Raw genomic sequence first — 26,278 nt, 5'->3', positions numbered from 1 at the left:
TGGGGCAGCGACGTGCCCGGGTCCAACTATTCCAGGCCTGCCGGATTCCGTCGACGCCGCGGCCCCGCCCGGCGACGATGCGGGCCGGAACGAGCCGGGCAATTTGGCCCCGGCCCGGACCTTTGCGCGGGCGACCACACCTTGGTCAGTACTCGATGATCCTAGTCAGGAACGGCGTCATGCCGGGCTTGCGCACCGGGCTGACGGTGACTTTGCCGGCGCTTCCGGACGCCTCCAGCATCTGGCCGTTGCCCAGGTACATGGTGACGTGCTGGCCGCCGCCCGGGCCATAGAAGATCAGGTCGCCGCGCCTGGCTTCATTGGGCGGAATGTGGCGGCCCGCGTTGTACTGGTCACCGGAGAACCGCGGGATCAGCACGCCGACACCGGCGAAGGCGTACCGCATCAGGCCCGAGCAGTCGAAGCCGACGGTGTTGGCTCCGGAGTCGACGCCCTTGCTGGGACCCTGCAGCGAGCCGCCGCCCCAGGAATACGGCACGCCCATCTGGGAGCCGCCCCGCTTGATCACGTACTCGATGGCCTGGCGGCCGTAGACGCGCGGGATCTTGCCGCCGGGGTTGGTGGCGGCCGCGGGGGCGTCATTGCCGCCGAGGTTGATGCCCAGCCCGCCGAGGAATTGCTTACCCAAATCCAGCGTGGTCTGGGTGGCCTGGGCGGTGGCCTGCAGCGAAGCGTTGGCGACCGCGAGCGGATCCCCGGGCGCGCCGGCACTGACCGTCGCCGGCAGCGTGGGATCCCACTGGCCGGGGTCGGCCCTGGCCAGTGGAGCCGGGCTGGCTACAGACAACGTCAGCCCGGTCACCAGTGCGGTGAGCACACCCAGCCTGGAAGCCAGGTTGATCAGGCGAAATTGGCTGCGGCGCATAGCTCCTCGTTCAGTACTCGATATAGCGGACTACGTAAGGCGTCATACCGCCGGTACGAACCGGTGCGACCCGGACCTTCAACCCGACGTCGGGCGCCTCGAGCATCTGACCCTGACCGAGATAGATCGTCACGTGCTGGCTGCCGCCGGGGCCGTAGAAGATCACGTCGCCGCGGCGCATCTGGGAGGACGGGATCTTGCGGCCCAGGTTGTACTGCGAACCCGAGTAGTGCGGCAGCTTGATGCCCACCCCGGCGAATGAATACAAGACCAGGCCCGAACAGTCGAAGCCGGTAGTGCCGGCCCCCGAGTCGATTCCCTTGCTCGGGCCCGCGGCGTTGCCGCCACCCCAGGAATAAGGCACCCCGATCTGTGACATCCCGCGCCGGATCACGTACTCGCTGGCCTGCCGCCCGTAGACCCGCGGGATCCGGCCCCCGGGCGAGGCGTTGGTGATGCCGGTGTCGTCGGGCCGCAGGATGCCCAGCTGCTGCAGGAAGCTGCGGCCCATGCCGGCGGTGACCTGCGTCGAGGTCGCCGAGATGCCCAACACCTGGTTGATCACCGCGATCGGGTCGCCGGGGACGTTGGCGCTGGGCACCATGGGCAACGTCGGATCCCAGGCGCCATCCCACGTGCGGCCGCCCGCCGGCGGCGCACCGCCGGGTGACCCGGGATCCCACCGGTCGCCCGACGCCGGGACGCCCGCCCCGCCCTTCCCCGCCGACCATTGGCTCGCGGCCTCGCGGCGGGCGGCCTCGAGTTTGGCCTGAGCCTCGTCACGCTCGGCGGCCAGCCGAATGACCTCGTCGCGCTGTTCGTCGAACGTGCGCCTCGAGTTGGTGAGCGCCGCCACCGCGGCGTCCTGGCTGGCCTTGGCGTCGGCGGCGGCCTTGTCGGCCTTCTGCTTGGCCAGCCGCGCCGCAGACTCCTTGTTGACCTGTTCGGTCCGGGCCCGCTGCAGGTTGTCCATCACCGTGTGGGAGCTGGCCGTCAGCGTCCGGGCGGCGGTTTCGGTGGCGATGATGTCTTCGGGGCTGGTCGCGGTCAGGTAGCTGCCCGACGGGCCGTTCATATAGGTGGCCGCGGCGAACGTGTCGAACCGGCGTTGGGCGGAAGCGATTGCCGCATCGGCGTCTTTGACCGCCCGCTGGCTGGCCTCGAGGTCGTGTTCGGTGGCGGTCGCGTTGTCGCGTGCGGTCTCCACGTCGACCAGCGCCTTGTTGACGCTTTCCTGCTCCGTCTGGATTTCCGCGCTCAGGTTTTCCAGGCGCTGGTTGGCCTTGGCGACGTTGGCGATGAGCGCGGCCAGGCTGTCGGCGGCGGGATCACCGTGCGCCAGCCCGGGCGTGCATAGCAGCAGGGCGGCACTCAAGACCGACGGTATGACCGGCCGGACCAGCCTCGCGGCCGGTCGCGCAGAAGAGCCCCAGCGGGTGCGTCTCATTCGGCTCAGGTCTCCTACGGCTCAACGCGGACGGGCGGCACCGGGGACAGCATTCGCTGACGGCGCCAGAAACAACAGGAGCATCATTTGCACCGTACGTCACAGGGGACGTCGTGGAAACGCTGGCCACAAACTGCACTCTGGACGTGCGTTTAATGTGACCTAACGGTGACCTGCGGTGTTTGCCGCATTAAGTCGCGGGGCCTCGCCGGTAAGGCAGCCCGGGCCGGATGCGTGTGTCAGGCGCCGTTACTCGGCGCTACCAGACGCCTCGGTCGGCGTTTCCGCCGCGTTGGCCGACGTTGCTGGGCGCCCACTGCGCAACTGCAGCAATCGGGTCCCGACGGCCGCCGCGAACACGGCGATCAGCAGGAATATGGTCAAGCCGGTCCAGGGAAACTCCGGGGCGTTCAGCTCGTGCAAAAAATGCTGCGCCGAGACCACCGGGTTGCCCGTCTTGGCGATGTCCTCGCCGGCTTCGAGGGTGACGCGCGGGAATTGCGTGCTGTAGCTGCCGACGTAATTCGGGCTGAGCGTCAGGACCGTGGCGTCGTGGTAGTCGGCGCCGACCACGGTGGAGATGTCGCGCAGGGGTGTGTCGTTGGGGGGGTTGTGGTCGAGCAGGACGATCTTGAGGTTGATGCCCTCGGCGTGGGCCTGGTTGACCACGTCGAGCAGCCCGGGCATGGCCGCCGGCGGCGCGCTGACGCCGACGGCGGCGACCTGAGCCTTGACCGCGGTCATGTCGACGTCTTGGGGGATGTAGAGCGGCAGGACTTGCCCGGTCATCGTGTCCCTCCTGTCACCGTGCTAGGGGCACATTACGCGACCTGCACACCGACTTCGCCGAGCCTGTAATCCTGCAGGGCCCTACTCGCACTTCCCCTGCAGATTTACCGGCTCGGCGGTAAAGCGGCCTTCCAACGGGAAGACTAGGTAACGGGTGCCGCCCGTAATGCAGGACAAGCGTACTGTTAAAGTGGTTCGGCATTCGAAGCGCCGCCGACACGGCCCGTCGGCGGGAGAACTTAATCCTCGGGAGTACAAGTGACTAGCAAAGATTCTGTGAACTCGTTCGGAGCCCGCGGCACCCTGAAGGTCGGCGAAAAGAGTTACCAGATCTATCGCCTCGACGCCGTCCCCAATACCGAGAAACTCCCCTACAGCCTCAAAGTCCTCGCCGAGAATCTGCTGCGCAATGAGGACGGCAGCGACATCACCAGAGACCACATCGAGGCCATCGCGAACTGGGATCCCAAGGCGGAGCCCAGCATTGAGATCCAATACACGCCCGCCCGCGTCGTGATGCAGGACTTCACCGGGGTGCCGTGCATCGTCGACCTGGCCACCATGCGTGAGGCCATCGGCGACCTGGGCGGCAACCCGGACAAGGTCAACCCGCTGGCGCCGGCCGACCTGGTGATCGACCACTCGGTGATCGCCGACCTGTTCGGCCGGGCCGACGCGTTCGAGCGCAACGTCGAGATCGAGTACCAGCGCAACGGGGAGCGCTACCAGTTCCTGCGTTGGGGCCAAGGCGCGTTCGCCGACTTCAAGGTGGTGCCCCCGGGCACCGGCATCGTGCACCAGGTCAACATCGAGTACCTGGCCAGTGTGGTGATGGACCGCGACGGGGTGGCGTACCCCGACACCTGTGTGGGCACCGATTCGCACACCACGATGGTCAACGGCCTCGGCGTGCTCGGCTGGGGCGTGGGCGGCATCGAGGCCGAGGCCGCGATGCTCGGCCAGCCGGTGTCGATGCTGATCCCGCGGGTCGTCGGCTTCAAGCTGACGGGCGAGATCCAGCCGGGTGTCACGGCCACCGACGTGGTGCTGACGGTCACCGAGATGCTGCGCAAGCACGGCGTGGTCGGCAAATTCGTCGAGTTCTACGGCGAGGGCGTGGCCGAGGTGCCGTTGGCCAACCGCGCCACCCTGGGCAACATGAGCCCCGAATTCGGTTCCACCGCAGCGATTTTCCCGATCGACGACGAGACCATCTCCTACCTGCGGTTCACCGGCCGCAAGCCCGAGCAGCTGGCGCTGGTCGAGGCCTACGCCAAAGAGCAGGGCATGTGGCACGACCCCAAGCACGAGCCGGCGTTCTCCGAATACCTGGAGCTCGACCTGTCCGACGTGGTGCCCTCGATCGCCGGGCCCAAGCGCCCGCAGGACCGAATCCCGTTGTCGCAAGCCAAGTCGACGTTCCGCGAGCAGATTCCGCACTACGTCGGTAACGGTGACGGCGGGCAGGGCTACTCGAAACTCGACGAGGTGGTCGAGGAGACATTCCCGGCCAGCGATCCGGGGGCACCGTCCAACGGCCACGTCGACGACGTGCCCGCCGTGCACTCGGCCGCCACACACGCCAAGGGCCGGGTGAGCGACCCGGTGCGGGTGAAGTCGCAAGAACTCGGGGAGTTCGTGCTCGACCACGGCGCGGTGGTGATCGCCGCGGTCACGTCGTGCACCAACACGTCCAATCCTGAGGTGATGCTGGGCGCCGCGCTGCTGGCGCGCAACGCCGTCGAGAAGGGGTTGACTTCCAAGCCGTGGGTCAAGACGTCGATGGCGCCGGGCTCCCAGGTGGTCAGCGACTACTACGAAAAGGCCGGCCTGTGGCCGTATTTGGAGAAGCTGGGCTTCTATCTGGTGGGGTACGGCTGCACCACCTGCATCGGCAACTCCGGTCCGCTGCCCGAGGAGATTTCGAAGGCGGTCAACGACAACGACCTTTCGGTGGCCGCCGTGTTGTCGGGCAACCGGAACTTCGAGGGCCGCATCCACCCGGACGTGAAGATGAACTACCTGGCGTCGCCGCCGCTGGTGATCGCCTACGCGCTGGCCGGGACGATGGACTTCGACTTCGACTCCCAGCCGCTGGGCACAGATAAAGAAGGCAAGGATGTCTATTTGAAAGATATCTGGCCGTCGCAGAAGGACGTCTCCGGCACCATCGCCTCGGCGATCAACCAGGAGATGTTCGTCAACAACTACGCCTCCGTGTTCAAGGGCGGCGAGCGGTGGCGCAACCTGCCGACCCCGAGCGGCAATACCTTTGACTGGGACCCGGATTCGACGTACGTGCGCAAACCCCCGTACTTCGAGGGGATGTCGGCCGACCCGGAGCCGGTCGGCGACATCACCGGCGCCCGGGTGCTGGCGCTGCTCGGCGACTCGGTGACCACCGACCACATCTCCCCCGCCGGCAGCATCAAGCCGGGCACCCCCGCGGCGCAGTACCTCGACGAGCACGGCGTGGAGCGCAAGGACTACAACTCCTTCGGCTCGCGGCGCGGCAACCACGAGGTGATGATCCGCGGCACGTTCGCCAACATCCGGTTGCGTAACCTGCTGCTGGACGACGTGTCCGGCGGCTACACCCGCGACTTCACCCAGTCCGGGGCTCCGCAGGCCTTCATCTACGACGCGGCGCAAAACTATGCGGCACAAGGCATTCCGCTGGTGGTGCTGGGCGGTAAAGAGTACGGGTCCGGCTCCTCCCGCGACTGGGCGGCCAAGGGCACGTTGCTGCTGGGCGTGCGGGCTGTGATCGCCGAGTCGTTCGAGCGCATCCACCGCTCCAACCTGATCGGCATGGGCGTCATCCCGCTGCAGTTCCCCGAGGGCGAGTCGGCCACGTCGCTGGGGCTGGACGGCACCGAGGTCTTCGACATCACCGGCATCGAGGCGCTCAACGACGGCAAGACGCCCAAGACGGTGCACGTCAAGGCGAGCAAGGATGCCGGCGAGCCGATCGAGTTCGACGCGGTGGTGCGCATCGACACCCCGGGTGAGGCCGACTACTACCGCAACGGCGGCATCCTGCAGTACGTGCTGCGTAACATGCTCAAGTCGGGTTAGTCCCAGGCTAACCCGTGCCCAAGGTCAGCGAGGGCCACCTGGCGGCCCGCCGTCGCCAGATTCTCGACGGCGCCCGCCGTTGCTTCGCCGAATACGGTTACGACAAGGCCACGGTGCGCCGGCTGGAACAAGCGATCGGGATGTCGCGCGGCGCGATCTTCCACCATTTCCGCGACAAGGACGCGCTGTTTTTTGCGCTGGCGCACGAGGACGCCGAGCGGATGGCCGACGTGGCGTCCCGCGAGGGCCTCATCCAGGTGATGCGCGACATGCTCGCGGCGCCCGACCAGTTCGACTGGCTGGCCACCAGGTTGGAGATCGCGCGCAAGCTGCGCAACGACCCCGTCTTCAGCCGCGGCTGGGCGGAGCGTTCCGCGGAGCTGGCGGCGGCGACCACCGATCGGCTGCGCCGCCAGAAGGAGGCGCACCGGGTGCGCGACGACGTTCCCGGCGACGTGTTGCAGTGCTACCTCGAGCTGGTTCTCGACGGCTTGGTGGCCCGGCTGGCATCCGGCGAGGATCCGCGGCGGCTGGGCGCCGTCCTCGACCTGGTGGAGAAGTCGGTGCGCCGCAACGATTCTGGGCCGCGAGCGTAACGTCACTGCGAAAAATCCAGTCGGATTTCGCAGTGACGTTACGCTCGCGCGGTCTGGCGCTGGCGAGACGTGTGGTTGGGTCCACCGCGGCCGCGCAGGGTGGTACCCGACTCGAGCAGCAGGCTGTGCACAGATCCGTACGACCTGCCGGTGGTGGCGGCCAGATTGCGGATGCTGGCGCCGCCCTCATAGGCGTTGCGTAACTCGTGCAGCAACTGGTCGCGCGTCTTCTTCGACTTTCTCACTGTATTTTTCAAGGTCCGCTCCACGCTTGAACTCGATTCCAAGCACATAGAGTAAGAACACGGGCGTCGGTCGCGGGCCGATTTGGCCGAAATCGCCGGCGATCTAGGCCAGCTCGATGAGATCCCGATACTCGTCGGACCAATAGTCCTCGGTGCCGTCGGGCAGCAGCACGACGCGTTGCGGGTCCAAGGCCTCGGCCGCGCCCGGGTCGTGCGTCACCAGCACCACCGCGCCCTGATAGCTGCGCAGCGCGTCGAGCACCTGCTCACGCGACGCGGGATCGAGGTTGTTGGTGGGTTCGTCGAGCAGCAACACGTTGGCCGTGGACGCCACCAGACCGGCCAGCGCCAGGCGGGTCTTCTCCCCGCCGGACAGGGTCCCCGCCGGCTGGTCGAGCTGCGCGCCGCTGAACATGAACGCGCCGAGCAGGCCGCGCAGCTCCTGTTCGCCCGAGTCGGGTGCGGCGTGGCGGATGTTGTGCCAGACGGTCGCGTCGTCGTCGAGGGTGTCGTGCTCCTGCGCGAAATAGCCGATCCGCAAACCGTGTCCGGGTTCCAGCGCTCCCGTGTCGGGGTTTTCGGCGCCGGCCAGCAAGCGCAGCAGCGTGGTCTTGCCGGCGCCGTTGAGCCCCAGCACGACCACCCGCGAGCCGCGGTCGATGGCCAGATCGACGCCGCTGAACACCTCCAGCGATCCGTAGGACTTGCTCAGCCCGGTGGCGACCAGCGGTGTGCGCCCGCACGCGGCCGGGGTGGGGAACTTGATCCGGGCCACCTTGTCGGCCGCCCGCTCCTCGTCGAGCGCGGCCATCATCCGGTCGGCGCGGCGCAACATGTTCTGGGCCGCAACGGCTTTGGTGGCCTTGGCGCCTAGCTTGGCGGCCTGGGTGCGCAGCGCGGCGGCCTTGCGTTCGGCGTTGGCGCGTTCCCGGCGGCGGCGCTGCTCGTCGGTGGCCCGGGCGTCGAGGTACTTCTGCCAGCCCATGTTGTAGACGTCGACCTCACCGCGCACGGCGTCCAGGAACCACACCCGGTTGACGACGTCGGCGAGCAATTCGACGTTGTGGCTGATGACGACCAGGCCGCCGGTGTGCGCCCGCAGGAAATCCCGCAGCCAGCCAAGCGAATCCGCGTCGAGGTGGTTGGTCGGCTCGTCGAGCAGCAGCGTCGTCGAAGAGCCTGCGCCGGTATCGGATGCCGCGAACAGGATGCGCGCCAGCTCCACCCGGCGGCGCTGCCCCCCGGACAGGGTGCGCAGTTGTTGCGTCAGCACCCGTTCCGGTAAGCCGAGGCTCGCGCAGATGCGGCCGGCTTCGCTTTCGGCGCCGTAGCCGCCCAGCGCGACGAACCGCTCCTCCAGCTGCCCGTAGCGGCGGATCGCGCGGTCGCGCGCGTCGTCGTCGGCGACCTCGGCCATCAACGCCTGCTGCTTCTCCAGATCGGTGAGCAGCACGTCCAACCCGCGGGCCGAAAGCACCCGGTCGCGGGCCAGCACGTCGAGGTCGCCTTCTTTGGGATCCTGTGGCAGGTAACCGATTTCGCCGGTGCGGGTGACCGATCCGGCATACGGTTCGCTCTCCCCCGCCAGGATGCGCAGGGTCGTGGTCTTGCCCGCACCGTTGCGACCGACCAGCCCGATGCGGTCGCCGGGCTGCACGCGCAGGTCCGGGCCGTCGGGCGAGAGCAGAATGCGCGCGCCGGCGCGGACCTCAAGGCCCGTGGCCGTGATCACATTCGCTCTCCCCGTTAGTCATTTGTCGTCGGTGAACACCGGCGGCCGCCGTTCCGCGCGCGCGGCAACCGCTTCTTCGAAGTTGGCGGTGAGCAGGCGGACGAAAAGCTGTCCCAAGCCCTCGGCTTGCATGTGCCCCTCCAGGCTACCGGCATCCAGCCCACTCCACAGTGTGCGTTTGGTCAACTCGATTCCCGGCCGGGAGAACGCCGCCATCCGCGCGGCGATCGCGTAGCAGGTGTCGAGCAGCTGGCCTTCCGGTACCTGGCACGACACCAGCCCGATGCGCTCGGCCTCCTCGGCGGTGACGTCGCGACCGGTCAGCATGATCTCGAACGCGCGCGACGATCCGATGGCCCTGGGTAACAGGTAGCTCAGCCCCAGTTCGCTGGCGGTCAGCCCGTTGTTGATGCCCGCGGCCCGGAAGTAGGCGCTGGTCGAGGCCACCCGGACGTCGGCGGCCAGCGCCAGGCACAGCCCACCGCCGATGGCCGGGCCGTTGACCGCGGCGATCACCGGCTGGTGTAGCCGCCGCAGCGCCAGGATGACGTCGTCGAGCAGCTCCATGGAGCGCAGCGCGTGGGTCGGACGGGTCAGCCCGTCGACACCCGGCACCGCGCCCGCGGACTTGTGATCGGCGCCCGAGGAGAACCCCCGGCCCGCCCCGGTCAGCACGACCACGCGCACGGAGTTGTCGTAGGTGACCTTCCCGAGGGCCTCCTTGAGCGGCACCATGACGTCGAACGCCATGGAGTTCATTCGCTCGGGCCGATTGAGGGTTATCAGCGCGACGCCGGGTCGCGGTTGCTCTAGCAATACCAAACTCACCCGTGAAAGGTAGCGCGAACCCGGCGGCGGGCGCGGGATGCCCTACGGCTCAGACGTGACCCATCCCTGTGGTCATCAGGAGAACCCCCAGCACGGCCACGATGGCGCCGAGGAGCCCCCGCCTGCGGGCCGTCACCCAATCGTGCACGCGCGACATCACCGCGCTCGTCCGTGCCGGCGCCGCCAGCTGGCTGGCGAGTGGGATCTCGGCGAACCCGAGCGCCACGACCGTGTAGACCGCCGCCGCGCCGACCTGGGTGCTCAGGGCGGCGCCCGAGGCCAGGATGGCGGTGAGCGCCGCCAAGTACCGGAAGTCCGTCGAGATCACCACTCCGACAAGGAATGTGACCCACGGCGGGCCGACGTGCAGCGCATCCACGGCGCGCGCCGACAATCGCGAAAATCCGGCGCGGCGCGACGGATCGTCGGCGGGCATTGGCGCTCGCGTGCGTTGACGCACCGAAAAGCCGAGCGCGATCGCCGCGGCGACCACCAGGGCGAGCACACCCATGGCGATCTGGATGTGCCCCGCCGTGGAGCTGGTGGCGGCAAGCTGCACCCGATGCATGACCCCAAGCGCGGGGTCGTGCAACCCGAAGAGCACGGCCAAGGCCAGGACGACACCGACCGCCAGACCGCCAAGCCACAGCGCGACCAGATGAAGCGCGGGACGTCGCCGCGAGAACAGCAGGACGGCGATGCCGATCCGCACCGGATCCGCCGTCGCGACCAGCGCCAGCACCAGCACCGTGCCCCACATGGGCGGGACTCTACCCCCGGTGGCGGCGGGGCGGTCGTCGATGACGGAGTCGTAGGTCTCAAAGTGTCGAGTTGTCCCATTTTAGTTCGTTTGGTCTGCTATCTTTACCCACCGTTGAACGCACGTATCAATTACGGACCAATTTGCAGTGTTGGTTGGCAGCGCGGAGTCACGCTAGCGTGGGCTGTGGCGCGGGAAGGACTGTACCGCAACAGTTTTCGACCGCTAGAGGTGAAATGCGCCATTTTCAAATGTGACGATGGCGCCGCCGACCTGAAGGATTCGCTGATACGCGCTGAAGCATGAGGGAGGGGAATGTGTTCGTCCCAGGAGAGGAGGCGTTCGGTGCTATCAACGACTGGTCACCGGACCCCGGCTCGGTCGTGTGTTGGCATCCCTCGCCCGGCTCGCTTGCCAAAGCCCGACAAGCCCCGATCAGCGCCGTGCCGGCCAGCCATCAGCAAGCCCGGCACATCCGTAACTTCCGTGACCATGCGGCGCGCGGGGTCGACATGTCGCGGCTGTGCATTGGCAGTTGGGACATGCCCGGCCAGTGCGACGTCCGGGTCCTGACGTACGTCATCAACGCGCACCTTCGGCGGCACGACACCTATCACAGTTGGTTCGAGCACACCGATGCCGACCAGATCCTTCGGCACACGCTTCGCAATCCCGCCGATATTCGGTGCGTTCCGATTAAGCACGGTGAGATGACGCCGGCGGCTTTTCGGGAGCACATATTGGCGACGCCGAGCCCGTTGGAGTGGGATTGTTTTCGTTTCGCGATTATTCAGCGTGCGGATCACTTCACCTTCTGTTTCGGCGTCGATCATCTCCACATCGACGCGCAGTTTCTTGGCGCGATCCGCATAGAGTTCTATCTGATGTACACCACCCTGCTGGCGGGCGAAGCGCCCGTTTCGCTTCCCGCCCCGGGCAGCTACGAGAATTACTGCGTCCGGCAGCACGAGCACACGTCCGCCCTGACCTTGGACTCGCCGCCGGTGCGTGCCTGGGTCGATTTCTTCGAGAAAAATGACGGAACCCTCCCGGACTGCCCCGTGTCACTGGGCGACGGGTCGGGGTCCTGTGACCTGATGTTCGTACGGGTGATGGACGAGCGACAGACGGCCGAATTCGAATCCGCGTGCCTAGCGGCGGGCGCCCGTTTCAGCGGCGGCGTGTTCGCCTGCGCCGCCCTGGCGCAATACGAGTTGACCGGCGCGGAAACGTATTACGGAATCATCGCGTGTGACACCCGCAGCGCCCCGGCGGAGTTTCTGACGATCGGTTGGTTCACCGGTTTCGTTCCGGTCACCATCCCGGTCAACGCATCGTCGTTCGGTGCGACCGCGCGTGCGGCGCAGGAGTCGTTCGATTCGGGCAAAGACCTGGCGAACGTGCCGTTCATTCGCGTGCTGGAATTGGCGCCGTGGCTGAGGATGCCTCAGGGGCGTGTGCCCCTGCTGTTTCATCTCGATGCCAGCGGCCCTCCCCTTTCCACCATCGTCAAATCCGAATGGGGCGGGTCGAATATCAGGATTCACCACGACGGTGGGGTTCCGGCTCGATTCGATTTGCGCGTGAATCGGTACGAAAAGGAGACGCACGCAATGGTGTTTTTCCCCAACAATCCGGTTGCCCGCGAATCGGTAACCCGTTATCTCGAGACGCTGAAATCCGTGTATGCCCGTGTCGCCGAAGGCCGTTGCGCGGCACCGCTATGCAATGTCACTCAATTCCAGCGGCAACTGGTCTGATCGGATTGTTCGGCCCGGGCCGCCCGGGTCACTCCGAGACGTCGAAGGCCCTGATTTGCTGCACCAGGTCTTCCAGGGCCGCCGGCGGCAACGCCCCGGCCTGATTGAACAGCAGCTTGCCCTTCTTGAAGGCCATCAGTGTGGGGATGGACCGGATCTGGGCGGCCGCCGCCAATTGTTGTTCGGCCTCCGTGTCGACTTTCGCGTAGACGATGTCGGGGTGTTTCTCCGACGATTCGTGGAAAGTCGGCGCGAACTGGCGGCACGGTCCGCACCAGGAGGCCCAGAAATCGACGAGCACGATGTCGTTGCCCTCGATGGTTTCGTCGAACTGGTCAGCGGTGAGATCGAGTGTTGTCACAACCGCCCTAACGTCTCGAACCGGTGCGATGTTCCCGCACGGTCGACGCGGCTCGGATCAAGCCCCCACGGCCGGCGACGCCGCCGCCCGCCAGCACCGGTCGGTCAGCAGGCGCACGCCGTTGAGCGCGACGATGAGGGTGGAGCCTTCGTGGCCGGCGACGCCCAGCGGCAGTGGCAGCCGTCCGAACAGGTCCCACAGCACCAGAACGGTGATGAAGCCGGCGGCGATGGCGAGGTTGACGGTCACGGCGCGGCGGGCCTGCCGCGCCAGCCCGATGATCGTCGGGATGGTGTGCAGTTCGTCGCGCACGGTGACGCCGTCGGCGGTTTGCAGCGTGAGGTCGGCCCCGGCGCCCATCGCGACCGACGTGCACGCCGCCGCCATGGCCGGTGCGTCGTTGACGCCGTCGCCGACGACGAGCACGCGGTGACCGCCGGCCCGCAGACCGCGGACCGCCTCGACCTTCTGCTCGGGCAGCAGCGCCGCGCGCACGTCGGTGATCCCGGCGTGCCGGGCCACCCGCCCGGCCGCGCGTTCGTTGTCACCGGTCAGCAGCATCGGGGGCAAGGAGGTCAACGCGGTCAGCGACGCGACGGCGCGCGCGGCGCCGGGACGAACCCGGTCGGTCAGGCCGAGCACACCGACGGCGACGCCGTCGACCAACACGATGGCGGCGGTGGCGCCGGCCTCCAGGATCGATGCCACCTGCGGTAGCGGCGCGCCCCGGTAGCCGTGCGGACTGCAGATCTCGACGAAATCGCGTCCCACGGTGGCGCGGACGCCGCGACCCGGCAGGGCGCGGAAGTCCTCGGCGGGCGGGATGGCGATGCCGCGCGTGCGGGCTTCCTCCACCACGGCCCGCCCGAGCGGGTGTTCGCTGAATTGTTCTGCGGCGGAGGCTAATTCGAGCAAACGCCGGTCGCCGATTTTCGGATCCAGCGGTTCGACGACGGTCAGTCGCGGGACGCCACAGGTCAGTGTGCCGGTCTTGTCCAGCGCGACGACGCTGGTGTCGGCGAGGTGTTCGACGACGACCGCGGATTTGATCAGCACGCCGTGACGGCCGGCGTTGGCGATGGCCGCCAGCAGCGGCGGCATGGTAGCCAGCACCACGGCGCACGGCGAGGCCACGATCATGAACGTCATGGCGCGCAGCAATACCGGTTGCGGCGCGGCGCCCCACATCAGGGGGATGGCGATGAGTGCCAGCGTCGCCGCCACCACCCCGACGGAGTAGCGCCGCTCGATTTTCTCAATGAACAGTTGGGTTTTCGCCTTGGTGGCGCAGGCCTCGGCCACCAGCTCGACGATGCGGGCGACGACGGTTTGCGACGGGTCGCGGGTGACGACCAATTGCAAGACGCCCGACCCGTTGACGGTGCCGGCGAACACCTCGTCGCCGCGGTCCTTAGCGATCGGCATGGACTCGCCGGTGATCGAGCATTGGTCGACCTCGGAGGACCCGGCCACGACGTCGCCATCGGCGGGGATGCGTTCCCCCGGACGCACCACCACGAGGTCGCCCACCGCCAGCTCGGTGGCCGCCACCGACCGTTCGCCGCCGTCGTCATCGACCACGACGGCCCGATCCGGCGTCAGGTTCAACAGGCCCTTGACCGAATCGGCGGTGTGCGTGGTCGCGACGTCGTCGAGCGCGCCGGAGGTGGCAAAGATCACGATCAACAGCGCCCCATCGAAGATCTGGCCGATGGCGACCGCTCCGATCGCCGCGACGATCATCAACAGGTCCACGTCGAGAGCCTTGTTGCGCAACGCTTGTGCGCCGGCCCACGCCGAGCCCCATCCCCCGGTGACGTAGCAGGCCAGATATAGCGTCCACCACACGGCTTCGGGCGCGCCGCCCAGCTCGGCGGTCAGCCCCGCGAGAAACAGCCCCAGCGCGGCGGCCGCCCAGCGCACCGAGATCACGGACCACAGGGCCGCCCGCCAATTCGAGGGCCTCGCGCTTTGCTGGTCTTGGGAGCGCGCCCCACCTGCCGGCTGAGTGGGCTTTTCGAGGGTGGTCAGGGTCATGCCGTTGGCCTCACAAGGTGGCTGGGTGCGAAAGAGGATTAACCCAAATTAATTGACGCAGACACCTGTAATTGTCTCGGTTGCATTGCGGTATGCCATTAAATTGACCCGAATTGGGCTCTGGCACAAGGGCGTGCGCCCGCCGGCCGGCCGAGGTTACGGTTGCGTACGTTTTCCGACGTCGGACAGACTGAGGGCCGATGCTCCGCGTGTGACGGGACCAGTGAAGGAATCGCCTTGGGCCACTACATCGCTAACGTCCGCGATCTCGAGTTCAACCTGTTCGAGGTGCTCGATGTGGGCGCCGTCCTCGGCGCCGGACGCTACGGCGACCTCGACGAGGACACCGCCCGCACGATACTGGCCGAGGCGGCTCGCCTGGCGGAAGGTCCGGTCGCCGAATCCTTCGCCTTCGCCGACCGCAACCCGCCGGTGTTCGACCCGGCCGAGCACACGATCAGCGTGCCGGACGAGCTGGCCAAAACTGTGCGGGCGATCAAGGACGCCGGCTGGTGGCGGCTGGGCCTGGCCGAAGAGATCGGCGGCATGCCGGCGCCGCCGCCGCTGGCCTGGGCGGTCAACGAGATGATCATCTGCGCCAACCCCTCGGCGAACTTCTTCTGCCTCGGCCCGTTCATGGCGCAGGCGCTGTATGTCGAGGGCAACGACGAGCAGCGGCGCTGGGCGGCCGAGGGCGTGGAGCGCGGCTGGGCGGCCACCATGGTGCTCACCGAACCCGACGCCGGATCCGACGTCGGCGCGGGTCGCGCCAAGGCCGTCGAACAGCCCGACGGCACCTGGCACATCGAGGGCGTCAAACGGTTCATTTCCGGTGGCGACGTGGGCGACACCGCCGAGAACATCTTCCACCTGGTGCTGGCCCGGCCCGAGGGCGCCGGCCCGGGCACCAAGGGCTTGAGCCTGTTCTACGTCCCCCAGTACCTGTTCGACCCGGAGACGTTCGAACTCGGTTCCCGCAACGGGGTTTTCGCCACCGGCCTGGAACACAAGATGGGCATCAAGGCCTCCCCCACGTGCGAATTGACTTTTGGCGCCACCGATGTGCCGGCCGTCGGCTACCTGGTCGGCGACGTGCACAACGGGATCGCGCAGATGTTCACCGTGATCGAGCAGGCCCGCATGACGATCGGCGTGAAGGCCGCCGGCACCCTGTCCACGGGCTACCTGAACGCGCTAGCCTTCGCCAAGGAGCGGGTGCAGGGTGCGGATCTCACGCAGATGGCCGACAAGACCGCGCCGCGGGTCACCATAATCCACCACCCTGACGTGCGCCGCAGCCTGCTGACGCAGAAGGCGTACGCCGAGGGCCTGCGGGCGCTCTACATGTATGCCGCCGCGCATCAGGACGACGCTGTGGCGCAACGGGTTTCGGGTGCCGATCACGACATGGCGCACCGCATCGACGACCTGCTGCTGCCGATCGTCAAAGGGGTGAGCTCGGAACGGGCCTACGAGATCCTGACCGAGTCGCTGCAAACGCTGGGCGGCTCCGGCTTTTTGGTCGACTATCCGCTCGAGCAGTACATCCGCGATTCCAAGATCGATTCGCTCTACGAGGGCACCACCGCCATCCAGGCGCTGGACTTCTTCTTCCGCAAGATCGTCCGCGACCGCGGCCAGGCCCTGCAGTTTCTGACGGCGCAGATCAGCAACACTATTGATACCTGCGACGAGGCGCTGCAACCGCAAGCCGAGCTGCTGCAAACCGCGCTCGACGACGTCACCGCGATGGCGGGCGCGCTGACCGGATACCTGATGTCCGCCACCCAACACCCCACCGAGATCTACAAGGTGGGGCTCGCCTCGGTGCGGTTCCTGCTCGCGGTCGGGGATTTGCTCATCGGCTGGCGGTTGCTGGTGCAGGCGGGCATCGCGCTGGCCGGGGCGGCGACTAGCGCCGCCAATAGCGACGAGCCGTTCTACCGGGGCAAGATCGCGACCGCGACGTTCTTCATTAAGAACATGCTGCCGAAACTGACCGCGCAGCGCCGGGTCATCGAATCCCTCGACGACGACATCATGCGCGTCTCCGAAAGCGCCTTCTGACAGGTCATTACGCACGGGGCCTGGTGGTCACATTCGTCACGGCGCCGCGGGCACATACTTTCGTGCCCACCTCAGCGCGACTGTGGGCAGTCGCTGCATCGGCGTATGCCGGCCAGCGAGTTACCGATGCGACGCATGGAATTGACGCCCGACTTTGGCCCACTGCGCGCGCCGCCAGACGCTGCGCGCCAATTCGAGCCAGGCCGAGACCATGAGACGATCCGAGAAGTTGCTAGCGCATGTGCTACCACATTGACAAGTCGACCATTGGTTCGCCGCGCAGCGCACCCATGTGAGCCAACGCAAGTCACCCACAGGTCAGGCACAGCTCCAGCGGGTAGAACCAATCGTCGGGCACCACCGACGATTGGAGAAACGTTGATATCCGCCAGCTCTCATGCGCCTCGGCTCACCCGGTTCGCCGTTCTCACTGCCATCGGAGCCGCCGCACTGTCCCTCGCGGCCTGCGGCTCGTCGACCACATCGAGCCCGACGTCGTCACCGAGTTCCACGACCTCCCCGGCGCCCGCCAACGGCGAAGCGCAAGTCAGTGGGCTGATCGCGTCGGTGTCGGGCAACACGATTCAGGTCACCCAGCACAGAAACGGCAACGCCACGGTGGGCTTCACCCCGTCGACCAAAGTGACCGAGGTCACGCCTGCCGCGCTGACCGACGTCGCCACCGGCAGCTGCGTCAGCGTGCGGCCCACCAAGGAGGAGGGCGGCCAACCGATCACCGCGGCGACGGTGCGCGTCCGGCCCGCCGTCGACGGCAAATGCCCACAGGACGAGGGGGCCGGGCCGGGTTCAGGGCCAGATGCCACCACCCCGGCGCCAGCAAGGCGAGCCGGGGTGCGGGGCGCGGTCGCCTCCGTCGCCGGCAACACCATCAACGTCACGACCACCGACGCCAGCGGCAACACCTCGCAGACGGCCGTCGCGGTGAACGACAAGACCAAATACACCAAGCAGGCGCCGGCCACCGGTCAGGCGATCGCCGCGGGCAAGTGCATTGCGGCGCGGGGAACCAAGGACACCGGCGGCACGCTGCAGGCCACGACCGTCGACCTGCGACCGGCCAACGACGGCAAATGCGGCGGCGGGAAGCCCGCGCACCGCGGCGGGTGACCCGATCAGACGGTGAAGCCGAGGGCGCGCAGCTGCTCGCGCCCGTCTTCGGTGATCTTGTCGGGGCCCCACGGCGGGTTCCACACCCAGTTGATCCGCAGGTCGTCAACGAGACCGCTGCCGACCAGCGCGCTGCGCGACTGGTCCTCGATGACGTCGGTGAGCGGGCAGGCCGCCGACGTCAGGGTCATGTCGATCAGGGCGACGGTTCCCCCCTCACCCTCCTCGACGTTCAGGCCGTAGACCAGTCCCAAATCGACGACGTTGATGCCGAGTTCGGGGTCGACGACGTCGCGCATCGCCTCCTCGACATCGGCGAGGAATTCCTCACCCGGTGCGGTGGTTTCGCTCATTTTTGGTCCTCCTCGAAACCTGCGCTGGCTTGGGCCAATGCATCCTTGAAAGCCATCCAACCCAGCAGCGCGCATTTCACCCGCGCCGGATATTTCGCCACTCCGGCGAACGCGATCCCGTCGCCCAGGACCTCCTCGTCACCCTCGACGGTGCCGCGCGAGGACACCATCTCGGTGAACGCGGTGATGGTCTTGAGGGCTTCGCCGACGCTGTGGCCGATGACCTGCTCGGTGAGCACCGAGGTCGACGCCTGGCTGATCGAGCAGCCCTGCCCGTCATAGGAGACGTCCGTGACGGTTTCGCCGTCGTCGGACAGCGCGACCCGCAGGGTCACCTCGTCGCCGCAGATCGGGTTGACGTGGTAGACCTGCGCGCCGAACGGCTCCCGCAGCCCCCGGTGCTGCGGATGCTTGTAGTGATCGAGGATCACGTCCTGATACATCTGCTCGAGGCGCAACGTCAGTCTCTCCCAAAGAAATCCAGCGCCCGGCGCACCCCGGCCACCAAGCGCTCGACCTCGTCGGCGGTGTTGTACACCGCGAACGACGCCCGCGCGGTGGCGGCCAGGCCGAACCTGCGGTGCAGCGGCAGCGCGCAGTGGTGCCCGACCCGCACCGCGACACCGTCGTCGTCGAGCACCTGCCCGACGTCGTGGGCGTGCACGCCGTCGACGACGAACGCCACCGGGGATCCACGGTTTTCCATCGACGCCGGGCCGACGATGCGCACGCCGTCGATGCCGGACAGGCCCTCGATGGCGGCGGCGACCAGCTCGCGTTCGTGGGCCTCGACGGCGTCCATGCCGATGGCGCCGAGATAGCGTGCGGCCGCGGCCAATCCGACCACCTGGGAGGTCATCGGGGTGCCGGCCTCGAACCGTTGCGGCGCCGGGGCGTAGGTGGTGGCCTCCATGGTCACCGTCTCGATCATCGACCCACCCGTGAGAAATGGGGGCATCTTGTCGAGAAGCTCACGCCGGCCGTAGAGCACGCCGATGCCGTTGGGGCCCAGCATTTTATGCCCCGAGAACGCGGCGAAGTCGACGCCGAGCGCGTGGAGGTCGACGGGTTGGTGCGGCACCGACTGGCAGGCGTCCAGGACGGTCAGCGCGCCCACGGCCCCGGCCCGGGCGACCAGCTCGGCCACCGGCGCCACCGCGCCGGTCACGTTCGAATGATGGCTGAAAGCAACGACTTTGACGCGCTCGTCGAGGCGCAGCGAGTCCAGGTCGATGCGGCCCGCCTCTTTTTCTCCGCCGGAGATCCCGTACCAGCGCAGCGTCGCCCCGGTGCGCCGGGCCAGCTCCTGCCACGGGACCAGGTTGGCATGGTGTTCGAGTTCGGTGGTGACAATAACGTCCCCGGGCCCGACGGCCCGGTCGAATCGCTTGTCGCCCAACACATAGGACACCAGGTTGAGCGACTCGGTGGCGTTCTTGGTGAACACCAGCTCGTCGCTGTCGGCGCCGACGAACGCGGCAACGTCGGCGCGGCCCTGCTCGTAGGCGTCGGTGGCCTCCTCCATCAGCTGGTGCGCACCGCGATGAACGGCGCCGTTGGACGTCAACAGGAATTCCCGTTCGGCGTCGAGCACCTGCAGCGGCCGTTGCGACGTGGCACCGGAATCCAGGTACGCCAACTGGTTTCCGCCGCGCATGACCCGCTTCAGGATGGGGAAGTCGGCACGGATCGCCGCGAGGTCCAAATGCGTCGCGGTCATGCTTAGGCCCCCGTGGCCGCCGCGTGGGAAAAGCGGACGTAGCCGTTCTGCTCGAGCTCGTCGGCCAGCTCGGGCCCACCGGACTCGGCGATGCGACCGCCGACGAACACGTGCACGTATTCCGGATGGATGTAGCGCAGGATGCGGGTGTAGTGCGTGATCAACAGGATGCCCCCATGCTCGGATTCGGCATAACGGTTCACGCCCTCACTGACCACCCGCAGCGCGTCGACGTCCAGCCCGGAGTCGGTCTCGTCGAGGATGGCGATCTTGGGCTTGAGCAGCTCCAGCTGCAGGATCTCGTGGCGCTTCTTCTCCCCACCGGAGAAACCCTCGTTGACGCTGCGCTCGGCGAAGGCCGGGTCGATCTCGAGCGAGCTCATCGCCCCCTTGACCTCCTTGACCCAGTGCCGCAGCTTCGGGGCCTCACCGCGGATCGCCGTCGCGGCCGAGCGCAGGAAGTTCGACACCGAGACGCCGGGCACCTCGACGGGATACTGCATGGCCAAAAAGATCCCGGCCCGCGCGCGCTCGTCCACGCTCATCGCCAGCACGTCCTCGCCGTCCAGCGTGATGGATCCCGAGGTCACCCGGTACTTCGGGTGGCCGGCGATGGCGTAGGACAGCGTCGACTTGCCGGAGCCGTTGGGGCCCATCAGCGCGTGCGTCTCACCGGATTTCACGGTCAGGTCGACGCCGTTGAGGATGGGGATGTCACGTTCGCCGTCCGACGGATCCGCGACGCTGACGTGCAGGTCCTTGATTTCCAGACTGGTCATGAAACTGTTGCTCTCGATTCGGTGATGGCCAATTCTTTTTCGATGGCTGCCGTCAGGCGTTCCCGCACCTCGGGCACCGCGATCTTGGCGATGATCTCCCCGAAGAAGCCGCGGACCACCAGCCGGCGGGCCTGCTCCTCCGGGATACCGCGGGAACGCAGGTAGAACAGCTGCTCGTCGTCGAAACGTCCCGTGGCGCTGGCGTGTCCGGCGCCGACGATCTCGCCCGTCTCGATCTCCAGGTTGGGCACCGAGTCGGCGCGCGCCCCGTCGGTGAGCACCAGGTTGCGGTTCACCTCGAAGGTGTCGGTGCCGGTGGCCTCGGCGCGGATCAGCACGTCGCCCACCCAGACGGTGTGCGCGTCGGGCAGCGCGGATTCCGGATCCCCTTGCAGCGCACCCTTGTACAGCACATTGGACCGGCAGTCGGGCTGGGCGTGGTCCACCAGCAGCCGCGACTCCAGGTGCTGGCCGTCGTCGGCGAAGTACAGGCCCAGCAGCTCGGCGTCCCCGCCGGGGCTGGAGAACCGCACGTTGGCCGACATGCGCACGACCTCGCCGCCCAGCGTGACGGCGACGTGCCGCAGCACCGCGTCCTTGCCCAGCTTGGCGTGGTGGGCGCTGACGTGAACCATGTCGTCGGCCCAGTCGGCGATCCACACGACCGTGAGCCGGGCGGCGTCGCCGACGACGAATTCCACGTTGTCGGCGTAGGTTCCACTGCCCCGTTGGTCGATGACCACGACGGCCTCGCCGAGCTCGTCGACCCGGATCTGCAGGTGCCCGTAGGCCACCGCGCCCTCGCCCGGGCCGGTGACGGTGACGTTCACCGGCTCGGAGATCTGGGTGTCCCGCCCGACGGTGATCAGCGTCGCGGAGTTGAACGACGAGAATGCCTGTGCCGCAACCCGATCGGTGGGAGCGCCACCCTGGCCCAGCCGCTCGTCGCCGCGGCGGACGGTCTCGACCCGCACGCCGGGCCGCTCACCGACGGTGATCTCGGCCCGGCCGGTCGCCTTTGCGGAACCGTCGTGCAGGCCGCGCAGCCGCCGCAGCGGGGTGAACCGCCAGATCTCGTCGCGACCGTGCGGAACCTCGAACGCGTCAACGTCGAAGGACGAGAACAGCTCGCCCTTGTTCAGTGCGGTAACGGTCATCCGGCCCGTCATCCCACAGAGCCCTCCATCTGCAGCTCGATCAGCCGGTTGAGCTCCAACGCGTACTCCATCGGCAGCTCCTTGGCGATCGGCTCGACGAAGCCCCGGACCACCATCGCCATCGCCTCGTCCTCGGTCAGCCCGCGGCTCATCAGGTAGAACAGCTGATTTTCGCTGACCTTCGACACGGTGGCCTCGTGGCCCATGGTGACGTCGTCCTCGCGGATGTCGACGTAGGGGTAGGTGTCGCTGCGGCTGACCGTATCGACCAGCAGCGCATCGCATTTCACGCTGGAGCGTGACCCGTGCGCGCCCTTGTTCACCTGGACCAGGCCGCGGTAGGAGGTGCGACCGCCACCGCGGGCCACCGACTTGGACACGATGTTGCTCGACGTGTTCGGCGCCAGGTGCAGCATCTTGGCGCCGGTGTCCTGGTGCTGGTCCTCACCGGCGAACGCCACCGACAGCACCTCGCCCTTGGCGTGCTCGCCGGTCATCCAGACCGCCGGGTACTTCATGGTGACCTTCGATCCGATGTTGCCGTCGATCCACTCCATGGTGGCGCCGGCCTCGGCCCGGGCCCGCTTGGTGACCAGGTTGTAGACATTGCCCGACCAGTTCTGGATCGTGGTATAGCGCACGCGCGCATGTGGTTTCACGATGATCTCGACCACCGCCGAATGCAGCGAATCCGACTTGTAAACGGGCGCAGTGCAGTTGTGGACGGCGAACCCATAAGCAAGGTAGCTGTCGGGCTCCTCGACATCGAGGTTGTACACCGGCTCGTGTGCCTCGCGCACGGCACGCTTCTTGATCGGCACCGCGAAGTAGTCGCCGCAATCGCGGGCCTGCCTCGGTCCACGCCCGCCCTCGGTCCACTGGACCTGGTAGATGTCTTTGCGAACGACGTTGCGGCCCATGATCACCCCGGGGCCGCCCGGTCGACGCAGTTCGACGGTCGCGTAGCGACCTAGCCGAGCCAGAATCGACTGCAGCTGGAAGGCCCAGACACGCGACGTCGTGTGCACCCGCTTCCACAGCGCGCCGCCACGCCGGATGACGTTGCCGTCGCCATTCACGTAGGCGTCGACCAGCTCGCGCAGGAAGGTCTCGTCCTGACGCATCAGGGTGTCGGACAGCTTCTTGTTGGCCGAGCCCGACCCGACGTGCTGGCGCATGGCCGCGTAGCCGGCCTTGGTGTAAACCATCACGCGAGCGGAATGCTTGTGCTCCTCGATGAGGACCGAGCCTGCAGCCTCATACAGCGACTTGCACGCCTGCCGCACCTCTTCGACGTACTCGAATTCGTCACTATGGAACGAGAACACCAGCGACTCACAGCCATTGGTGAGGCAAGCATGCCCCTCGGCCAGGTAGTAGCCGGCCAGCCGCGCGAACTCCAGCGGCAGAACCGTCTTGTGCGGGATGGGCTTCGGCTTGGGGTAGACCAGGAAGTCACCCTCGGCCACGTCCTTGGCCGCGATCCACCGCGGTGCGGCTCGACGCAGCTTGGCGCTGTCGACCTCCGCCTTCCACCCGTTGCGCTCCTTGCGCGGGACACGCACCTCGTCGCGCGGAACGACCAGCAGGGGATGCTCTGCCGTAACGGAGAATTCGTTGGCGGGTGACATCGGCGTGAAGCTGAAGAGCTCACCGTTGAGGTCGCGCATTTGCACAGCGGTCACGCGATGTGGCCGCCCATCGTGGCCGGTGACGTAGTCACCGACCCGGATCGACTCGATGGGTCGCACGTCGCCGTCGCCGGTCGTGATCAACTCACCGGCCGGCAGACAGCCCTCAACGTAGTGCACATAAGAGCCTTCGTCGGCGATGATCAGCGTCCGCTCGAACTGGCCCATGTTCTCGGTGTTGATCCGGAAATAGGCCTGCAGCGGGATGTCGACGTGGACACCCGGCGGCACGTAAATAAAAGAGCCGCCCGACCACGTAGCCGTGTTCAGCGCCGAGAACTTGTTGTCCCCAGCCGGAATCACGGTGCCAAAGTACTGCTTGAAGATCTCGGGGTGCTCGCGCAAGCCCGTATCGGTGTCAAGGAAGATAACCCCTTGCGCTTCAAGGTCTTCCCGGATCTGGTGGTACACCACCTCCGAGTTGTGCACCACCAAACCTTCGGCCACAAAGTTGTGCGGCCCGTCGACCTCGATGTCGTAGACCGGTTCCACCGCGTACGGTTCGATCGACTTGACCCGCTCGAAGCCGAGCCATTCGTTGGTGTGTGCCCGAATCGTCGTCCCGTGCGCACCGTTGGACGAATGCGCGTACCGACGTCGGCCGAAGCGCCCGGTTCGCTTGACGTTGCGGCAACCAAGCCGCTCGAACTCGCCGGAAATGCCGAGCCGCCAAGCGATCTGCATGCGCTCTGGCGCGTGCCGGTATGGCTGGGTAAATGACCATGGACCGCCCGTCCGCAATCCAGACAGCTGGGCCAATTCGCGCGCTTGGCCGATAAGCGCCTCGTTGGCGCAGGTCAGCAGGATTGAACCGCTCTTATCCGGGCTTACATAGCCGTCAGCGTCAACCCAGCCGCCGAGGAATGCCAGCCGCTGATCGACAGGCAAGCCATAGACCCAGTCGGGTACCCGCTTCGTCAGCGACAAACCGCCGAAGCCGAGCTCGACAATCAACTCGGTTAATGCCTTGGAGTTCACCACGACGCGGTACTCGTCGGCTTCTATGCAACGGAGACCGAACAAGTCGTTCACGACGCGCGCCAGCTCGGCACGAAGCTCGACATCCGTTGCGGGGATCGCGAACTGAACGCGATACGTCCTCGTCGAGAGATGCAGGTTGCCGTCGCCGATGTACAGACCCAGAAGCCACATCAGGTCGACGGAACTCGTTGCCGGCGACTTGAACCCGGGAACACTCGGAAGATCAACGCTCGCACCAAATTCGGGCACCTGCCGCGGCACGGCGATGAAATCGCCCGGCTTGATCTCGCCGACAGTCACCCACCGACGCGCGTACCGGCTGCGCTGGCGACCTGGCTTGCGCTCATCGCGCAGCACCAGCATCGGGTGATTTTCGGTCGCTCGGATACCGCGGCGCGTCGTCTTCACCGCGTAGGTGAGCCGGGTGTCGGTCTGCGCCGACGCCTTAACCGGCGCCACGATGAATCGCTCCGCCCCCTCGTCATAGGCGAAGACCCGATCGCCGAACCCAACATCCTTGATTGGGATCTGGCCGCGATTGGCGGTCCACACCAGGGTGTCACCGGCCAAGCACTCGTACTGTGCGGCTACCCCAGCAACCAACCTTTGCTTTTCCGCTTCGGGAATTCCCAACCGGTCGTAGGTATTCCGAATATCCTCTGGCAACTCTTCCCAACTCGCGGCCTGCTTTTCGGTGGAGCGCACGAAGTACTTGATGTTCTCGAAGTCGATGCCCTCGAGGTTGGCGCCCCACGTCGGCATGGGCTTGCGCTCGAAGATGCGCAGCGCCTTCAGCCGGTTCTGCAGCATCCATTCGGGCTCGTCCTTCTTCGCGGAGATGTCGCGGACCACCGCCTCGGACAGCCCACGCTGCGCGCTGGCCCCCGCGGTGTCGGAGTCCGCCCAGCCGTAGCCGTACCGGCCCAGGGAGGCGATGGCCTCTTCCTGGGTCAGCGGCGCGGTGCCGCTCTTGCTGGCCTCGGGTGTGAGGGTCATATCGACGCTCCTTCGATGCTCGTGGTGTCGGTCATGTGGCGCCGCTCCTCCGCATCGCTTCGCCCTGCATCGTCGCCGGCGCGGCGCGGGCCGGGCGCCTTCGAGACAGGCACAGTGATGGGCACGGTGAGGGGTACGTGGGTGGTGCAGGCGCAGTCGCCGTTGACGATGGTCGCCAACCGCTGCACGTGGGTCCCGAGCACCTCGGCCATCGCCTGCCGCTCGGCTTCACACAGCTCCGGGAATTCCTCGGCGACGTGCGACACCGGGCAGTGGTGCTGGCAGATCTGCACGCCGTGGATCGGTGGGCCAACGCGCGTCGTGGTGGCGACGTAGCCGGCCTTGGTCAGCGCCGCGGCGACCCGCTCGGCGGCCGCCTCGATCGCGGCGTCGTCGGCGCTGTCGGCCGCCTCGACACCGGCCAAGATCGCGTCGATGCGCCGCCGGGCGAACGTCTGCACCGCGTCCTCGCCGCCGATCTCCCGCAGTTGCCGCATGGCCGCCGCCGCCAGGTCGTCATAGGCGTGGTCGAGCTTGGCCCGACCGGCCGCGGTCAGCCGGAAGCGCTTCGCGGGGCGCCCGCGGCCTGCCTGCTGCCACGCCGCGGCGGCCGTCGACTCGGCGTCACCCGCCTCGACGAGCGCGTCGAGGTGACGCCGCACACCGGCGGCCGCCAGGCCCAGCCGGTCACCGATCTCGCCGGCGGTGATCGATCCGGATTCCAGCAGCAACCGCACGATGGCACGACGGGTGTGACCGTCCTGCACCGGCGCAGCGACGGCCGCTGGAACCACGGGGATTTTCACAACACCAGTGTGACGCAATTCCGGGGATCGGTCTAGCAAGGGTGCCCTCTGTCGGCGGTTGTGCTGGTCACACCGGCTACG

The 26,278-nt window shown here is 67.2% G+C and carries 19 protein-coding genes and 2 pseudogenes; 5 read left to right on the top strand and 16 right to left on the bottom strand.

Annotation, left to right across the window (positions count from 1 at the left end):
* Positions 1 to 145 precede the first annotated feature (145 nt).
* The 3 genes from ripB to K3U93_RS10395 all read right to left on the bottom strand — a co-directional run bounded on the left by ripB (position 146) and on the right by K3U93_RS10395 (position 3,122).
* A complete protein-coding gene (gene ripB, locus K3U93_RS10405; RefSeq protein WP_083010887.1) occupies positions 146 to 886 on the bottom strand; it encodes an NlpC/P60 family peptidoglycan endopeptidase RipB in 741 nt (246 codons plus the stop codon).
* A gap of 10 nt (positions 887 to 896) precedes the next feature.
* On the bottom strand, positions 897 to 2,333 hold the full coding sequence (ripA, locus tag K3U93_RS10400) for an NlpC/P60 family peptidoglycan endopeptidase RipA (RefSeq protein WP_220688607.1): 1,437 nt from the start codon (positions 2,331 to 2,333) through the stop codon (positions 897 to 899).
* A gap of 249 nt (positions 2,334 to 2,582) precedes the next feature.
* Positions 2,583 to 3,122 carry an Rv1476 family membrane protein gene (locus K3U93_RS10395; RefSeq protein WP_083010885.1) on the bottom strand — a complete coding sequence of 180 codons (540 nt, stop codon included), beginning with the start codon at positions 3,120 to 3,122 and terminating at the stop codon, positions 2,583 to 2,585.
* Positions 3,123 to 3,380: 258 nt separating this feature from the next.
* Here K3U93_RS10395 and K3U93_RS10390 point away from each other — a divergent pair, with 258 nt between their 5' ends.
* Positions 3,381 to 6,200, top strand: a complete 2,820-nt coding sequence (locus K3U93_RS10390) for an aconitate hydratase (RefSeq protein WP_139797000.1) — start codon at positions 3,381 to 3,383, stop codon at positions 6,198 to 6,200.
* Positions 6,201 to 6,214: 14 nt separating this feature from the next.
* Positions 6,215 to 6,796 carry a TetR/AcrR family transcriptional regulator gene (locus K3U93_RS10385; RefSeq protein ID WP_071513487.1) on the top strand — a complete coding sequence of 194 codons (582 nt, stop codon included), beginning with the start codon at positions 6,215 to 6,217 and terminating at the stop codon, positions 6,794 to 6,796.
* A 38-nt stretch (positions 6,797 to 6,834) separates the two neighbouring features.
* Here the strand turns inward: K3U93_RS10385 and K3U93_RS10380 are convergent, their stop codons facing one another.
* The 4 genes from K3U93_RS10380 to K3U93_RS10365 all read right to left on the bottom strand — a co-directional run bounded on the left by K3U93_RS10380 (position 6,835) and on the right by K3U93_RS10365 (position 10,361).
* Positions 6,835 to 7,041, bottom strand: coding sequence for a helix-turn-helix domain-containing protein (locus tag K3U93_RS10380; protein ID WP_071513488.1), 207 nt, complete (start codon positions 7,039 to 7,041; stop codon positions 6,835 to 6,837).
* 103 nt (positions 7,042 to 7,144) lie between these two features.
* A complete protein-coding gene (locus K3U93_RS10375) occupies positions 7,145 to 8,773 on the bottom strand; it encodes an ABC-F family ATP-binding cassette domain-containing protein (protein ID WP_083010883.1) in 1,629 nt (542 codons plus the stop codon).
* Between the two features lie 18 nt (positions 8,774 to 8,791).
* Positions 8,792 to 9,640 (bottom strand): enoyl-CoA hydratase, encoded by an 849-nt coding sequence (locus K3U93_RS10370; protein WP_420915412.1) that lies wholly within the window; start codon positions 9,638 to 9,640, stop codon positions 8,792 to 8,794.
* 10 nt (positions 9,641 to 9,650) lie between these two features.
* Complete coding sequence (locus K3U93_RS10365; protein WP_071513491.1) at positions 9,651 to 10,361, bottom strand: GAP family protein; 711 nt, start codon at positions 10,359 to 10,361, stop codon at positions 9,651 to 9,653.
* 302 nt (positions 10,362 to 10,663) lie between these two features.
* Between K3U93_RS10365 and K3U93_RS10360 the strand changes: the two genes are divergently transcribed.
* The gene (locus K3U93_RS10360) at positions 10,664 to 12,121 is read left to right on the top strand and encodes a condensation domain-containing protein (protein ID WP_071513492.1); all 1,458 of its coding nucleotides are present in this window, start codon (positions 10,664 to 10,666) and stop codon (positions 12,119 to 12,121) included.
* Positions 12,122 to 12,149: 28 nt separating this feature from the next.
* Here K3U93_RS10360 and trxA read toward each other — a convergent pair whose 3' ends face one another.
* Both trxA and K3U93_RS10350 read right to left on the bottom strand, forming a co-directional pair.
* Positions 12,150 to 12,482, bottom strand: coding sequence for a thioredoxin (gene trxA, locus K3U93_RS10355; RefSeq protein ID WP_071513493.1), 333 nt, complete (start codon positions 12,480 to 12,482; stop codon positions 12,150 to 12,152).
* A 57-nt stretch (positions 12,483 to 12,539) separates the two neighbouring features.
* Positions 12,540 to 14,519 (bottom strand): heavy metal translocating P-type ATPase, encoded by a 1,980-nt coding sequence (locus K3U93_RS10350; RefSeq protein WP_083010881.1) that lies wholly within the window; start codon positions 14,517 to 14,519, stop codon positions 12,540 to 12,542.
* A gap of 237 nt (positions 14,520 to 14,756) precedes the next feature.
* On the opposite strand from K3U93_RS10350, the gene K3U93_RS10345 reads away from it, so the two are divergent.
* Positions 14,757 to 16,586, top strand: a complete 1,830-nt coding sequence (locus K3U93_RS10345) for an acyl-CoA dehydrogenase (RefSeq protein WP_083010880.1) — start codon at positions 14,757 to 14,759, stop codon at positions 16,584 to 16,586.
* Positions 16,587 to 16,964: 378 nt separating this feature from the next.
* On the top strand, positions 16,965 to 17,714 hold the full coding sequence (locus K3U93_RS10340) for a DUF5666 domain-containing protein (RefSeq protein ID WP_230981628.1): 750 nt from the start codon (positions 16,965 to 16,967) through the stop codon (positions 17,712 to 17,714).
* 5 nt (positions 17,715 to 17,719) lie between these two features.
* Here the strand turns inward: K3U93_RS10340 and K3U93_RS10335 are convergent, their stop codons facing one another.
* From K3U93_RS10335 to K3U93_RS10305, 7 genes and pseudogenes are all read right to left on the bottom strand, one after another.
* The gene (locus K3U93_RS10335; RefSeq protein WP_083010879.1) at positions 17,720 to 18,067 is read right to left on the bottom strand and encodes a metal-sulfur cluster assembly factor; all 348 of its coding nucleotides are present in this window, start codon (positions 18,065 to 18,067) and stop codon (positions 17,720 to 17,722) included.
* Positions 18,042 to 18,531, bottom strand: a pseudogene (gene sufU / locus K3U93_RS10330) (Fe-S cluster assembly sulfur transfer protein SufU). The gene K3U93_RS10335 and the pseudogene sufU overlap by 26 nt, the downstream one beginning before the upstream one ends.
* On the bottom strand, positions 18,528 to 19,787 hold the full coding sequence (locus K3U93_RS10325) for a cysteine desulfurase (protein WP_083010878.1): 1,260 nt from the start codon (positions 19,785 to 19,787) through the stop codon (positions 18,528 to 18,530). The pseudogene sufU and the gene K3U93_RS10325 overlap by 4 nt, the downstream one beginning before the upstream one ends.
* Positions 19,788 to 19,789: 2 nt before the next feature.
* Positions 19,790 to 20,566, bottom strand: a complete 777-nt coding sequence (sufC, locus tag K3U93_RS10320; RefSeq protein ID WP_071513500.1) for a Fe-S cluster assembly ATPase SufC — start codon at positions 20,564 to 20,566, stop codon at positions 19,790 to 19,792.
* Positions 20,563 to 21,735, bottom strand: a complete 1,173-nt coding sequence (gene sufD / locus K3U93_RS10315) for a Fe-S cluster assembly protein SufD (RefSeq protein ID WP_083010877.1) — start codon at positions 21,733 to 21,735, stop codon at positions 20,563 to 20,565. The genes sufC and sufD overlap by 4 nt, the downstream gene beginning before the upstream one ends.
* Entirely contained in the window at positions 21,732 to 25,391 is a 3,660-nt protein-coding gene (gene sufB / locus K3U93_RS10310; protein ID WP_083010876.1) for an intein-containing Fe-S cluster assembly protein SufB, read from the bottom strand. The genes sufD and sufB overlap by 4 nt, the downstream gene beginning before the upstream one ends.
* Positions 25,388 to 26,268 (bottom strand): annotated as a pseudogene (locus K3U93_RS10305) (helix-turn-helix transcriptional regulator). The gene sufB and the pseudogene K3U93_RS10305 overlap by 4 nt, the downstream one beginning before the upstream one ends.
* Positions 26,269 to 26,278 lie beyond the last annotated feature (10 nt).

Source organism: Mycobacterium malmoense, from assembly GCF_019645855.1.
GTDB classification, from domain to species: Bacteria; Actinomycetota; Actinomycetes; order Mycobacteriales; family Mycobacteriaceae; genus Mycobacterium; species Mycobacterium malmoense.
Note: the sequence above shows the minus strand (reverse complement) of the source record. Positions and strands in the feature narration are given on the sequence as shown.

Bases quoted from the DNA above. Each gene is read 5' to 3' on its own strand.
- sufD (WP_083010877.1), bottom strand. From the start codon at position 21,735: ATGACGGGCCGGATGACCGTTACCGCACTGAACAAGGGCGAGCTGTTC.
- K3U93_RS10335 (WP_083010879.1), bottom strand. From the start codon at position 18,067: ATGAGCGAAACCACCGCACCGGGTGAGGAATTCCTCGCCGATGTCGAG.
- sufB (WP_083010876.1), bottom strand. From the start codon at position 25,391: ATGACCCTCACACCCGAGGCCAGCAAGAGCGGCACCGCGCCGCTGACC.
- ripA (WP_220688607.1), bottom strand. From the start codon at position 2,333: ATGAGACGCACCCGCTGGGGCTCTTCTGCGCGACCGGCCGCGAGGCTG.
- K3U93_RS10395 (WP_083010885.1), bottom strand. From the start codon at position 3,122: ATGACCGGGCAAGTCCTGCCGCTCTACATCCCCCAAGACGTCGACATG.
- ripB (WP_083010887.1), bottom strand. From the start codon at position 886: ATGCGCCGCAGCCAATTTCGCCTGATCAACCTGGCTTCCAGGCTGGGT.
- K3U93_RS10325 (WP_083010878.1), bottom strand. From the start codon at position 19,787: ATGACCGCGACGCATTTGGACCTCGCGGCGATCCGTGCCGACTTCCCC.
- sufC (WP_071513500.1), bottom strand. From the start codon at position 20,566: ATGACCAGTCTGGAAATCAAGGACCTGCACGTCAGCGTCGCGGATCCG.
- K3U93_RS10350 (WP_083010881.1), bottom strand. From the start codon at position 14,519: ATGACCCTGACCACCCTCGAAAAGCCCACTCAGCCGGCAGGTGGGGCG.
- K3U93_RS10365 (WP_071513491.1), bottom strand. From the start codon at position 10,361: ATGTGGGGCACGGTGCTGGTGCTGGCGCTGGTCGCGACGGCGGATCCG.
- K3U93_RS10360 (WP_071513492.1), top strand. From the start codon at position 10,664: ATGAGGGAGGGGAATGTGTTCGTCCCAGGAGAGGAGGCGTTCGGTGCT.